The 15,242-nt window shown below is 39.5% G+C and carries 8 protein-coding genes; all 8 read right to left on the bottom strand.

The features are described 5' to 3' along the window. Window positions 1–46: 46 nt before the first annotated feature. Entirely contained in the window at window positions 47–1,567 is a 1,521-nt protein-coding gene (locus KFO40_RS01720) for a glycoside hydrolase family 127 protein (RefSeq protein WP_087322259.1), read from the bottom strand. Between the two features lie 253 nt (window positions 1,568–1,820). Then, window positions 1,821–3,299: a sulfatase gene (locus KFO40_RS01715; protein ID WP_049701353.1), complete on the bottom strand. Its 1,479-nt coding sequence runs from the start codon at window positions 3,297–3,299 to the stop codon at window positions 1,821–1,823. Between the two features lie 608 nt (window positions 3,300–3,907). Further along, entirely contained in the window at window positions 3,908–5,305 is a 1,398-nt protein-coding gene (locus KFO40_RS01710; protein WP_049701354.1) for a sulfatase, read from the bottom strand. A 12-nt stretch (window positions 5,306–5,317) separates the two neighbouring features. Beyond that, entirely contained in the window at window positions 5,318–6,703 is a 1,386-nt protein-coding gene (locus KFO40_RS01705; protein ID WP_049701355.1) for a family 43 glycosylhydrolase, read from the bottom strand. Between the two features lie 81 nt (window positions 6,704–6,784). After that, window positions 6,785–8,623 (bottom strand): formylglycine-generating enzyme family protein, encoded by a 1,839-nt coding sequence (locus KFO40_RS01700; RefSeq protein ID WP_083444137.1) that lies wholly within the window; start codon window positions 8,621–8,623, stop codon window positions 6,785–6,787. Window positions 8,624–8,645: 22 nt separating this feature from the next. Then, complete coding sequence (locus tag KFO40_RS01695; protein WP_074635468.1) at window positions 8,646–10,463, bottom strand: RagB/SusD family nutrient uptake outer membrane protein; 1,818 nt, start codon at window positions 10,461–10,463, stop codon at window positions 8,646–8,648. 12 nt (window positions 10,464–10,475) lie between these two features. After that, window positions 10,476–13,487: a SusC/RagA family TonB-linked outer membrane protein gene (locus tag KFO40_RS01690; RefSeq protein WP_049702214.1), complete on the bottom strand. Its 3,012-nt coding sequence runs from the start codon at window positions 13,485–13,487 to the stop codon at window positions 10,476–10,478. Window positions 13,488–13,521: 34 nt separating this feature from the next. Beyond that, entirely contained in the window at window positions 13,522–15,237 is a 1,716-nt protein-coding gene (locus tag KFO40_RS01685; protein WP_049702215.1) for a RagB/SusD family nutrient uptake outer membrane protein, read from the bottom strand. Between the last annotated feature and the right edge of the window lie 5 nt (window positions 15,238–15,242).

The following is a 15,242-nucleotide window of genomic DNA, read 5'->3' as shown; positions in this document are numbered from 1 at the left end:
GCTGGATGGAGTGATGAGTATCTAACTAATTTGATAAACAACTTTATTAAAGCGTTTTAACTCGTGCGTTTTCCCTGACAGCGGCGGACGACTCCCACGTAAAACTGACATTCCCATTCCAGGGGAATGCAGATGTTTGCCTCAAACAGACTTTACGTCCGTTAATCAAGGTTGAAACCGAACTTCCTATAAATTGATTCACGTATAATGCCTCCTTGTCTTTGGCATAAATCCAACGACCAATGCCGGTAATGAAACCCGGTAACTTTGAAGGACAGCAAAACAAATAACTTTGTCTCACCCCCGAATGGGCACTTTTACGATTCTCCTTTCCTATATTGATTTTGTTTGTATAGAAGTAAGATTTACCATCCAGACTTATTCCGGAAAGCGCACTATTATACATTTCCAATTCAACTAAATCTGCATATTCCGTTTTCCCATAAAACAAGCCGAGCCTGTAATTCCACTGCCCCTGAGCTATATTAGAACAGCATTCGCTATAAGTGGGTAAAATCGGCAGATCATAACTATGCCCATGCTGCTCATCGTGTGTCCCATTCCCGATACCACCATGGATATACATTTTTGTACCAATCACATCGTCCCACAAACTATTGATTGCTGTCTCCAAATCTTTCTTGCCGGTAGCACGACAGACATCCGTCGCTCCCGTATACATGTAAGTCGTTTCAACGCAATGTCCGTAAGCCTTACGCTGCTCATGAAGAGGTTTTGAGTTTTCTTCTCTATTAATGTCTACCGGACGCGAGAAGCTGACATAACGACATAATTTATTCGCCGTATTCAGATATTTCTCATCCCCTGTCACCTCATATATTTTCATCAGGCCGATCTCCACTTCAGGATGATCCGCATGTCTTCTTATCTTGTCATCCGTGAAAATAGTACAAATCAGGTCTGACAATTTAATAGCCACTTTCAACAGTTTGTCTTTCCCCGTCCCCCTATAATATGCAACTCCGGCTTCCATCAGATGTCCGGCGCAATATAACTGATTATACGCAAACGGCCATTTGGTATTCACTGAGTTCCACTGATTTTCTACGCCAAACCCAAAACGCTTAATTTGTTTCATCTCCGGGCTGGGAGCGGCAGGATGATCAAAAGTAAGCATATACTGAGTATGCAAATATCCGGTTGAGGATTGGGCATCAGCTATATCTTCAATAATAGAGTCAATGCGTTGCTCCAGCTTCTCATTCTTCTTATAAACAAATGAATAGCCGGCCGCTTCTATCAACTTATAAATTTCGGAATCAGGGGCATTGAAGATACTTAACTTGCCCTCTTTTTTCCCTGCGACGATTCTGAAGTTATCAACCTTCCCCTGCTTTTCCGCCATATCCAGCAAATAGGGAATAGTAACCTCCTGAACAACTTTGATACGTTCATTCCAAAAATCATCTTCAATCTTAACGTTATTGAACTCTACTGCCGCCAACTTCGAGTATGAGTATCTCTCTGATACATCATATTGTTGCGAGTGAATATTCAATGAACACAATAGTAGAATAGAAAAATAAAAACAGGTCTTCATAGTCATAAAATTAATTATTATAATAACGTCTTTCACCGTCTCCTGAGCAAGTACATATTATACATATAAGATTATCATCTATCGCAGATATAAAGTATTCGTACCAGGCGGTATAAAATAAACATCCCAATAAATAGAAAAAACGTCCCAATATACCCTTATAAAAGAAATAATAGTAGAATTCATCTGATAAAAAGTGCCTTTATACGCCTTATTTACTTGTTTTTGGACATATTTACGAAAACTTCGGGTTTCTCTCCTACTTGAATAAAGTCTGCCCTTTCTCCCATATATTCATAAGTTTCCTGATTATTCTTTTATTGCCGGTATCAAATGTGTTTCTTTTCTCCAACTCATCCGAAAGGTAATCATATAATTCAGTAATATATTTCCCATTCTCCCCATAGCGCGTCAACCGAAACTCTGGCGTTCGAACGCTTATTCCGTTATTGAAATAACTATATGCAGCCTCTTGCCACGAACGTTCATAAGGAACGTTCAATAACTTCATAAAACTATGACCGTCCAAACCTTCCGGAGCAGGTATATCACAAAGTTCCATCAAAGTCGGATAGATATCGACCGAACTGACAATACGACAATTCTTTATCGCCTTACGGGCATGGGGAGCTTTCACTATCAACGTACTGCGCAACGAGGATTCCATTAAGGTATGTTTTCCCCACACACGTTGGTCGCCCAAATGCCAACCATGGTCTCCCCATACGATTACAATTGTATTCTCCGCTTCTCCTGACTGCTCCAGTTCGGTCAACACCTTTCCTACCTGAGCGTCAACATAGCTAATACAGGCAAAATAAGCATGCCGCAGTTTTCGTGCATAAGCATCCGAAGCACTCTTGTCCAATGACACTTTCTCATCGCCTTTCAAATACCCGTTAAACTCGTCACTATTATGCAAGGCCAGCCGGTGCGTACCTTCCGGAATGTGAGGAGCCGGAGACAACGGAATAGAGGCTTCATCATATAAATCCCAATACTTTTTGGGAGCGGTAAACGGCAGATGCGGTTTGAAGAAACCTACTGCCAGACAAAAAGGGGAGTTCTTGGCAGACAGTTCTCTCAATTTCATCACAGCCAAATTTGCTGTTAATCCGTCAGGATAACCTTCATCCGGCACATCCGCACATTCATAAGGAAAGGCCTGTTTATGAAGGCTCTGACGATTGCTGCCATCTGCATAACCGAAAAACGCATTCCAACCGGTCTCCCATTTTCCGGCATTAAAAAGCATTTCATTCCAGCTATACGGCAATTCCAAACGATTACTCTTCGGACGTGCATAGCCATACAAATAACCATCAGCATAATGGCTTACTTTGCCAATCCCTACCGTATAGTAGCCATTGCGTCTCAAGTGATGAAACATCGTTTCCGGCTGTTCGCTTTCCTCCCTTCCCGATAGTTTAATCTTACAGGCTTCATTAGACAAATCCTGCTTATCTCTTGGCAATCTACCTGTTAACATACTTGCACGGGAAGCGCCACTCGTAGGAACTTGCACATAATGATGAAAAAACAAACTTCCCTGACCTGCCAATTTATCCAGATTAGGCGTTTTCACTACCGAGCCATAACAACCTAGTTCTTGACGTAAATCATCGATACAAATAAAAAGTATATTAGGTTTCTTGGGAGCATTCTTCTGCTGTGCGGCAGTATACACCGGCAATCCCAATAAACAAGCTGATATATATGCAATTTTTCTTTCATTCATAATACCTAGAATTTATGTATATAAAAAACAAAGATCTGATTCGGAGCTTATCAGTATAGCACTGAAAAAGTGTCCATTCTTAAAAATGGAATATTTAAACAGAGAGGAAAGGCGATTATGATAAATCCCACAAGAAAAGAATAGAAAAACTCCGGCATTTACCAGTAGGAGATTCCTCCTCTTTATCAATTAAAGAGTTTTTCGTTCAATTCGCTGCTACTTTCTTTCATATCAAGCCTGTTGGAAAGTATATCATTCAATAATGTATCATTATCACACTTCCCTTCTTCTCTAAATAATTGATAAACTAGAGAGCAAAAAGGTCTAAACAGGCTTTCTGCACTTCGCTCACCGAGGAGCGAGGTGCTCATCGGTGGGGAAGGAAACGTTCCTCACCGAGGAACATCCTATTGGTTTTAAACCAACGCATGCTCCGGCTATAAAAAAAACGCATACCCGACGTAGTTTTATACAACACCAGCCTGCATTTCCGCATATTATTGCACTAATTTATGCAAATTATTCTCTAGTTCATTCTTTTCAGCGCCACTCATTCTCAACGTAATCTTAAAAACAACACATCGTTGGACTGAAAAGATAAATACAAATTACCGGTCAAGAGGGCGAAAGAAGCGTCCGTCGTCAGCATCCGGTTTCAAATGCTGTTCACCGGGAAATATATCCCCTACCGATTCCTGCCAGACCTTTAAAACCAGCCGAAAACGATTCAGTTCTTTTTTCATAGCGCGTTTCCCTGCTATGTTATTTAAACAATGGATATCTTTCTTAATCGCATATAGCTCTTCTTCGGAACGAGGAGCGATGAAGCAGTCCTGATATATTTCCGCCAATCTCCCATTTTTAAAATCATCAAGCATCTGAACATAAGCAGGTGTACGCATCGCATCTCCGACAGAGGGGTTGGACAGGTGAGGCAGCCAATTTCTTATATAAACAAAGTCCTTTGTCATAACCGCGCGTTCATAAGCCCTGAAGGTGTGCCAGTTGTGTTCCGCAAAAGCATATTCCCGGACTTCGGTTTCTGGGTTCCTCAATATAGGAAGCAAACTTATTCCCTGCAAGCCCGGCGAACGTTTCGCTCCACCTATTTCCAGAAGAGTAGGGGCGATATCGACTGCACTTGCCAAACTCTCCGTCACACTTCCTTTTTCTACAATGGCCGGATAATAGACTATAAAAGGAGACTTCACACCTTGCACATTTACCCGTGTCTTACATTGCGGGAAAGGTCTTCCGTTGTCTGTCATCACAATAATTATCGTATTTTCCAGTTCCTTCTCCTCTCGCAATAAATCAAGTACCTCACCAATATGCTTGTCAAAACGTGACACTTCATTATAATAATCAGCTATATCCTCCCGCATTTCCGGAGAGTCTGGAAAATAAGGCGGCACAACGACCTCCGAAGGTTGATAAGGGTCGATATACTCTCCTTGCTTATAGGGGCGGTGGGGATCCAAAGAAGCTGCAAACATAAAAAATGGTTTAGCCGCAGGTCGTTGGCGCAAGGCGTCGACCCATAATTTCCCCATTTTCCAGGGTTTGCCGGTTGACTTTAGATAATCAAACCGCTTTTCTATCTCTGGAGTATTTGTACCATGGTTCTTACCGACCAGCATTGTATAATATCCATTCTCCTGAAGACAATCAGGAAAAAGAGTGGCTTGCGGTGGCAATTTATCGTGCAGGTTCTGCGCTCTCGTACTGCTCGGATACATTCCCGTGAATATCGAAGAGCGACTGGGACTACTAGAGCTTGCAGTCAAAAAGAAATTATCAAAACGGAGACCGTTTTGAGCAAGCCAATCGATATTAGGTGTCTTCACCACCTGATGCCCATAAGCCCCAACCTCCTCCCATCCTAAATCATCTGCAATAAATATCAAGATGTTAGGCTTGTTTGTAGTAGAAAGTGTATCTGCTTGAACAATATCCGGCAGCACAATACCTAACAGCAAAACCGTTGAATATATTTTTCCTTTCATATCCTTTTATTTTTATTCTCCAGAAGGAACGACTATTGGCTCTCCCCATCCTACCGGCGTACCAAAATTGGGAGTTCCATCCGCATTCCAAGTAAATCTCTGCATAAATGTAGAACGTCCAGTCCCATAGCTTCCATGATTACGATTCTTTACATGGTAAACAATCCAATCTTCCGTACCATCTGGGGATTTCGTAAAACTACAATGTCCAACTCCATTTACTCCATCCTCGTTCACGGTATCATCACAACGATAAAAAACTGCGTTCGGAGATTTTTTCCAATTAGACGGATTCAGCGGATCATCACCAATGTTCAACATAAGATATGCTAAACGATAATCTTTCGTCCAAGAACCATTACAGGAATACACGACAAAAACTTTACCATCATGCTGCAAAAATGCCGGTCCTTCATTTACCTTACCGGAAACAAGTTCCCACGACTGATCAGGTTGGGATATTTGCACCCGATTGGAACAAATTGTCCATGGATTACTCATTTCTGCAATATATATACGTTGGTCTCCTCCTGTCTCTTTACTTATAGTACCAGACCAAACCGCATATAATTTGTTTTCAATCTTTAAAACACCCATATCAATCGCATAACATGTATTGTCGACTGTAGGCACTATGCCCGCTACATAGTTATCCCCTGTATAAAGCATACCCATATCTTCATATTCTCCCAACGGATCAGCTGTTTTAGAACGAAGTACACCGGTACGTTGCATTTTATAACTCCCTCCACTCTCTTCTATGGGGCGTCCTGCCGCATAATATACATACCAACTTCCATCTATAAAATGCAATTCCGGTGCCCATATATGTGAAGTATTCCATGGTTTAATCGTCCCATTGTCTTTCGGTGCAGTCCAAATAGCCTTAGTTGGATTTATCTTTGTTAGTTTATCAGATTTTGAGACATTAATACCATTATAGTGAGCCTTGCAAACATAATAAGCCCCTTGATGCTGTATAATCCATGGATCCGGTATGCCAGCTATAGGATTTATAAATGTCTTATCACTTTGTACTATTTCTATTATCACATCATTCACACCTTCGGCTGAAAATGTTATTTTAGCTTTACGGGAAGTAGTCACATCATCATTTGCCGCATAATTAACAGTTAAAACTTCCTTTCCTCCCGACCGAGCCGGCAATTGAATCCATTCATCTTCAGTTACAGCACTCCATACTAAGTTTGTTGCAATACTCAGTTTAAATGTACCAGCAAAGTTTCCAACCTGAATTGTGCCCGGTAACACTGATAAATAATTTTTACCAACTAATGTCTGAAAGCTTCCTTCCCTACTTGGTGAATCATCAGCTCCATCGCAAGCTACTGCCAATAAAAGAAAAGGCAACAATATTATATACAATAATCTATTCATAATTTTAATTACTAAAAGGAAAGCAATAAGAAACTATTATCAAAATCTATTTGAAGATTGTGATGTACCTTCTTCCCCCATTTATATATTATCCGGAAGCTTCTCCATCACAATACGAAAACCACTATAGTCACCGCAGTCTCCTTTATGTTTTGCACTGCCACGCGCTGAGACCCTAAAATATTTGTCATGCCTAAAACTTCCCCCACGAATTACAATAGCAGGGTCTCCCGAATTCGTTTTATAAGGGTTTTCGGTGATTTTTCCTACTTGATCCATATAAAAATTTGCATCATAAGCATCACGACAATATTCAAACGCATTTCCTGTCATATCATAAATACCCAATTCGTTAGGAGCCAAACTTCCTACAGGCTTCGTACCTATCTTTGAGGAAGTAAATACTGCAACTTCAGATTGCACATTGCTCCCACTATAAATATATCCATTACTCTTATTTCCACCCCGAGCCGCATATTCCCATTCTGCTTCACTTGGAAGACGCACTTTTACTCCTAATTCGGCAGAAAGCCATTCACAATATTGTTCAGCACATGCCCAAGTAATATTAACTACTGGATTTCTCCCTTTTCCACTTTTAGGCGTATGAACCTGATTTGGCAATGTTCCGGAAACATCAAAAGCCCATGCAGCCCGCTTACTATTAAATAAAGCCTTCGCTACTGCTGAGCGCGTTCTTGCGCTTTGGTAAACATTCATAAAGACACATAACTGTTCATTAGTAATCTCATACTTACCTATATAAAAATCTTTAGTAATACTAACTTCATGGACAGGCTCTTTTCCATATGTTGTACCGTCTATCGCTGAAGGTATCTCATTTGTCTTAGGTTCCCCCATCATAAATGTACCTGCCTCTACCAATACCATTTGATCCATAGTTAATCCAGGTAGTATATTTCCAGTCCTAGTCGTAAACTCAACAGGTAAACCATAGAATACTCCATCTGCATTTTTAGCATAAGCACGAACATAATAAGTCGTTCCCTTTTTCAAGCCACCGACAATAGAATAATAGCTCCCGATACCTTTTTCTACTTTTTGGTAAGCATCTTCTTCAAGGGTCGGATTCTGGGTTGTTCCCCAACAAACTCCCCGCTCTACTGTAGGCGAACCTGCATCCATTAAAACTTCACCATATAAATAAGCACTCTGATAACCGGGAAAAACATCTCCGGTTTTAATAAAGTTCATCGTTTTAAACCAAATTGTTTCACCATATACCACACCTGTCTCTGTCTTAAAATAAGGACGAACCAAATAATTCGTATTTTGGCTCAAATTTTCTATAAACGCATCAAAAGCAGCACCACCAGCATCTGCAACAATTTTCTTCCCATCAATGGTGGGCTCATCAATGGCAGGAGGAGCAAACTCAGTATCCGTCTCTTTATAACACACGCCATACTCTACTATTTCCATGCCACCGTTGTCTGCTATTTGCATTAATGCTGTTGCAGTAGTAGGAGTTATATCGGTTACATCATCAATTACACACCAACCGTCACCCGGAATTTCTTTTGTCGTAAATTTCAGTTCATTGCCATAATAAACATAACCTCCATCATGAATATATGCTCTCACATAATATTCTGTGGAGGGGGATAGTCTTGTCATCTGCAACATATAGCTATTACCTGTTAAATCACTTGATACTTCAACCTTACTATCCTTTACTGTAGGAGAAGGAGTTTCACTCCAACAAAAGCCTGTCATCGCATTTTCAGGAATAATTCCCTTCGTTATATATGCACTAACAAAAGCAGTACTTTGTCCCACTCGAGCAAATCCCTGTGTAGTTACCTGTACAGAAGCCTCTACTATTTCCTCCTCCTTACATGCACTAATCAACAAAGACACTATTGTTAACATCAGAAATAAGAAAACTTTATTTTTCATACTCTTTCGTTCTTTAAATTAATTAATCTATTACACGTGGTGACCAACCCCAATTCTGAATGAGATTTTTATTCTTATTTATCTCAGACTGCGGAATAGGCATTAAATTCATCCGATCTTCATAACTACGCTTTTCTATCTCCTTCACACCATATTCTTTCGTCTTATCATCCTCTTTCAATATAATATCTTGTTCGTGTACTACTTTTTGTGTGTTTCCACCAATCATCCAACGCCGCACATCCCAAAAACGATATTCCTCAAAAGCAAATTCAACCCGACGCTCATTTTGGATCAAATTTCTAACATTTTCCTGAGTTAAAGCCCAGCCACGATTGGCAAAAGTAGTACGTACATCAGGCATTCCGGCACGAGCACGTACCTCTGATATGGCCCAACAAACAGCATCGTCAGGTACTGAAGAAGGATCGTCATAATATTCATTCAAAGCTTCAGCATATAGCAATAGAATATCAGCATAACGAATAATCGGATAAGTATTAGGTACCGTCACATTCTCAGTAGGATTCAAATCCTTATCCATGAATTTTTTCAAGAAAAAGCCCGTGCGTGAATATCCGCGTATATAATCTTTTCCCCAAGGTTTCTCAGAGTCAATATCACGTCTCCAGGTTTGAAATTCTATGCCGCAAAAAGTTGCCTCATCATACCATATTGTAGCCTCTAAGCGAGGATCACGCCCAGAGAAAGGATGTAACGGACGAAATCCTGAACCTTCTTGCTCCGGTAACATGCCATTTTTCATCTCATAAGCTGCTACCAAATCTTGCGTAGGCAAATTATAACATACAGGCCCTCCTTTTCCACGTACAAGCAAAAAATTAAATGGCAAATTCTGATAATATATATCTATTGTAGGACCTTTCAAGAAAGGGAAAATAGATTCTTCAACAGTGTTACGTGTCACAAAATAAGTTTCATAAGCAGATTTTGTTCCATTTGTTTTTTTATATAAATCATAGCGTCCTAAATCAATCACAGCTTTTAACGCTTTGGCTGCGTCCTTCCAACGTTCTTTATCATAATCAGAATAACGCCACAAATCTTTATTAGGATCTTGAGAATCATATTGCGGATAATCATTGGGGCGATTAAACAAAGGGCTGGCAGCCAAGGATAATACCTTAGCTTTCAAAGCTAATGCCACACCATCATTCGCGCGCCCAAAATTATTACTAGCCCAATCCTGATTCACACTGCGAAAAACAGCAATGGCATCATCACATTCTTTCAATATATATTTCACACAATCGTCAAAAGTTGCACGCTTAGCTTCTTTCAACTCTGGCGACCCAAAATGCAACGTTTTATCCAAAAGAGGTACACCACCAAAATGCTTCAGTAATTCTGCATAAAAAAATGCACGTAAAAAGATCACTTGCGCACGCAAATACTCCAAATCAATACGAGTTGCTACACCATCCCTCTCTTCTATATAATCATAATTCTCTATAAATTTATTACAAGCACGAATGGATGCATAATATTTTGACCAAATGCTTCCTAACGGCACACTTTCAGCATTCCAATTGCCATCATTAAATCTTTGGGCATCCGATTCCAAATTACGAGCTTCTCCATTGTCTGTAGCACAATCAAGATAGGCACCGTTCCATGAACCAGGAACCTCAGCCCCCTTTGGAAGCGAATAATAAATATCATTCACAAAATAACGAGCATATGTAGGATCTTTAAACACATCTTTTTCATATAAATCTCCCACATCTTCCTTGTCCATTAAAGAAGAAGCATCCAAGCATGAACTAAAAGCCATCATGACAAGAACTAAGCTTAATATTGTATAAATTTTCAATTTCATATCTGACAGGTTTTAAAATTTAAGATTTAATCCCACACTATAATTTCTCATCTGAGGATAAGAAGTATTTCCTCCATCATTGGATTCCGGATCATATTCTTTAAATCCAGCAAATGTCAACAAATTCGTTCCACTCACATATATACGAGCCGAAGTTATTTTAGCCTTTTTTGTCCAGCCAGAAGGCAATGTATAGCCAATCTGCATGTTCTTCAGACGTAGATAGTTCCCATTCTTTAACCAAAACGTAGATAATCGATGATTTTGTTTTGAAGTGGCCGGAGATAAACTTGGATAAGTAGCGTTTTCTTTATTCTCTGGAGTCCATCTCCCAAGATGATGTTTCATGACACTCCCCGTATTGGTAAATTCCCAATAACCGTATCCATTCACATACATATCTGTGATAGCTGCCCCCTGAAAAAATATTTGCCAATCAATCCCTTTCCATTCACCCCCCACCGTTAAACCATACATAATCTCAGGCAAACGAGTCTTACCAATAGCAGTTACATCATAGCTATCAATCACTCCATCTTCATTTACATCTCGATATTTCAAATCTCCTAACTTCAAATTACTGGAAAACCGAGAAGGCAAAGCATCTATCTCCTCCTGCGTATTATAAAAACCATCTGCAACCATTCCAAAACGTTGATTCACTTTACGTCCAATAGCCGACGTCCAAGAATAAGTTTGTGGCTCTTCTCCTTTTTTTAGTATTTTATTTCGTGCAAACGAAACATTACCCTTTACGTAATAGGATAACTTCCCTACTCTATCATTAAATGACGCATCTAGTTCAAAACCTGAATTACGTACCTCTCCTAAATTTTGTGGTGGAAATCCTTTATTTGAATCAGTTGCACCCAACATCCCGTAAATTGTAGAAATCGATCGGTCATAATCTAAAATATTTACTCGAGTCTCGGTAAAAGCATCTACAGTTAACGCCAATTTACTATCAAAAAGACGCATATCAATACCAACATTCAATTTACGAGCACGTTCCCATGTCACATCTGTGTTCCCTTCTTTACCTTCATAAATCCGATTTTCAGGATTATTAGTTAAACCAAATGAAGGGCGATTCGAAGTCAACAACGGGTATGTTTGTAAATAATAATACTTATCAGAACCTATTTTATCATTACCGACTTCGCCATAAGCACCACGTATTTTCATATAATTAAAGATCTTATTTCCTTTATTCCAAAACCCTTCTTCTGAAACGACCCAACCTAAAGAAAAAGCAGGAAAGAACCCATAACGTTTACCTTCTGCAAACTGTACAGAACCATTATAACCAGCGTTAAATTCAGCCAAATACCGGCTTTTATATCCATAAGTAATACGTCCCACATAGTTGATGTATCCTGTAGGAAGCTGTTCATCCCTATATTGAGCCAACTGATTGAACGCCAATAACCCGGTCACAGCGTGCGAACCAAATTTTCGGTCATAATTAATTGCAAATTCTGTTGTTATATTCCTTCTATGAGGTCCTGCTGACGTATCAATTCTAAGCGGTGTCTCCTCATTTACAATTGCATATTGTCCATCTTTTGTATATTCCCATAACTCAGGACGTTCTGTTACATCCCTTCGTGATGCCATATTGGATACAAAACCAAACATTGCTCTCGCAGAAAGCCCTTTCGTTATAAAATCTAATTTCTGATTTAACTTAACAACAGCTTCAAATACATTACGTTTTGAATGATTATATCCATATTTTGACAAAGCAGCATAAGGATTAACTGCATTAAGTTTACCACCATAAGTTCCATTCGGATTCACATAATTCAAAAAATTGGGCGGTAGGCGCACCATACTCTCATATAAGCCTTTTTCTGCGTCATTATCATGCCTTTCTTCCAACCTCCCTGACAGATCGACGCCAAATACCGTTGTTTTCGTTACGTTAAAATCCAAATTTGTACGCATACCATAGCGTTTAAAGTACACATTAGAATCATAATCATCATTATTAAATGTCTCATAAATTCCCTTTTCATGTACATAATTGGCTGACACATAATATCGGACAAAAGGTGTACCGCCACGTACTGTCAAATTATACTGTTGTTTTGTTGTGACATCTTTTAATAAATCACCGATATAATCATTATCCGGATGGGTATAAGGACTTTCACCCGTACGATACATTTCAAGATCATAGGGGCTGTACTCTGGCACTTCACCGACATTCATCAATGCTTCATTTTTCAAACGGGCAAAATCGTAAGCCCCTAATTTTTCTGGCAAATTAATAGGAGTATTCATTGTGAATGATGCTCTCAAATCAACTACCGGCTTACTTGTCTCACCACGTTTAGTCGTAATCAGAATCACGCCATTTGCTCCACGCACTCCAAAGACAGCCGTAGCAGAAGCATCTTTCAATACGGAAAAACTCTCAATATCTTCAGGATCGATTTGTGAATAATCACGTTCAACTCCATCTACTAATACTAATGGTGAGGACGTGCCCGAATTATAACTGGCAATTCCACGAATATACACTGACGCATCATCGTCACCCGGACGTCCTCCCGGCGAACGTGAGATAACTCCAGCAATTCTTCCACCGATAGCTTGTGTCAAGTTTGTGGTACCCGTACTTTGTAATTCTTTGGCATCAGCTGTAGAAATAGCTCCAACAACAGAAGCCTTTTTTTGTGAGCCATAACCTACTACTACCACTTCTTCCAGGCTTACACCAGATTCTAGCATTTTCACATCAAGTTTGCGTTGTTTACCAACTACTAATTCCTGATTCTCATAGCCAATGAAAGAAAATACCAGAATACTTTTAGCACTTGCAACAGTAATTTTAAAATTACCATTTACATCACTAATAGCACCATTAGTAGGCACCCCTTGCTCTACAATATTTACCCCCGGCATTGTTTCATCATTCATATCAACAACTGTACCGGTAACTGTAAATGATTGAGCACATAGCGAATTGAATATACCTCCCGCTATTACGACTATTAAGGTTAATAAAATTTTCTTCATAAATTCATTTTTCATTTGATCTTACAACACTGAGTTACCAACCGGGATTCTTAGTTAAAGCCGCATTCTTATTTAATTCACTTTGAGGTATCGGATAATAATAACACCTTTCAGGGAATATACGTTCCTCAACTTCTATCGGATCACTATAAACAAAGTCTCCAGTTTCCACATCCTTAGTAATTTGTACACCATGCACAGGACGATTCAAAACTCTTTCTGCTTCTCTCCATCGCCGCAAATCAAAATAACGCACACATTCAAAAGCAAGTTCAACAGTACGTTCCCGATGAATGATTTCACGCATCTCTCCTTTAGTTTTATCTTCTATCATAGGTAAGCCAGCCCGTTCACGTAGTCTATTGACACAAGAATAAACCATATCATCATCGACTAAATCATCATCAGACATTCCATTATATTCATTCGCCGCCTCCGCATAAGTCAATAATATCTCCGCAAAACGCAATAAAGGAAAATCATGATACGTCTTCTTCTGCACACCAGAGATGCGAACTTCCGGGTCTAAGTGCTTACGTAACGTATAACCAGTTACACAGCCTTTCGCTGTAGAGCTTAACGCTGTATAATCTTTTCCGCCTACAAAAGTTTCAACTTCTCTATCCCACCAAAAAGCTCCATTATAAAGAACAGAAGCATAGAATCGTTTACATCGATTTTCCCATGGTTTTTGCGGATCGTAATTTGTATCATCTTTAGGAAGTTTACCACTCGTCAATTCAAACATATCAATAAACTCTTGCGTCAGACTTGTATTTCCAGTCGCTCCAGGATAGCCAGCCGGTCCATTACGTACTTCAACATTATTTGTCATTCCTTGCATTCTCATAATCATAAATTCACGGTTCTCCTCACGAGTAAAGAAAAGACGTTCATAAGAAGGAAAAAGTTCGTAAACCGGACTACCGTCCGGCATCTTCAGATTTATTACATCAAGTGCTGCCTTTGCTGCACGATCCCAACGAGTATTATCAGCCGATGCATAGCGTTGTATCTCATTCGTTCCTGCTATCGGATTTTCGTTAAACAAGGGACTAGCCGCATAAAGTAAAACCTTCGCTTTTAAACCTAAAGCCGCTCCTTTTGTCAAACGTCCATAATCATTATCTGGGTAACGTAAAGGAAGTCCACCCGCTGCTTCTTCACACAAATGAACAATATACTCTACACATTCCTCGAATGTATTACGAGGCAACTCTATATTTCCTCCTTCAAAAAGATCATCCATAATAGTAATGCCTCCATATCGCTTCAACATCTCATAATGCAACAATGCTTTATGTAACTTCGCCTCACCAATATATTGCGCCATTTTAGATTCAGACAGATTATCACAATAATGAATATATTCCAATACAAGATTTGTTTTACGTATATACTGATAAACCTGCGCCCAGCGACTATCTGTATTTCCTCCTGACCCTGAATGGAATGTAGCACGTGTAAACGAATTAACAGCAGTATTCGTTCCCCTTGGCGAAAGTACCCCCAAATCCGTCACACAATCAAAGAAACTGTTTTGATTAGCAGAGCCACCACCAAAACTATTATATCCTCCTATTCCCGTATTCAAGCCAACATATAACTCATTCACAAACATCTCGACCTTCAAACTATCTTTAAAGGCTATCTCAGGCGGCATTCTTTCCAAAGGAACTTCATTCATTGCATCATAACAAGAAGAAAATAATGCCAACCCCATAAATAATACCATTATCTGTCTTTTCATATCCA

The organism is Bacteroides sp. 1001302B_160321_D4 (assembly GCF_015667765.1).
GTDB lineage: Bacteria > Bacteroidota > Bacteroidia > Bacteroidales > Bacteroidaceae > Bacteroides > Bacteroides xylanisolvens.
Note: the sequence above shows the minus strand (reverse complement) of the source record. Positions and strands in the feature narration are given on the sequence as shown.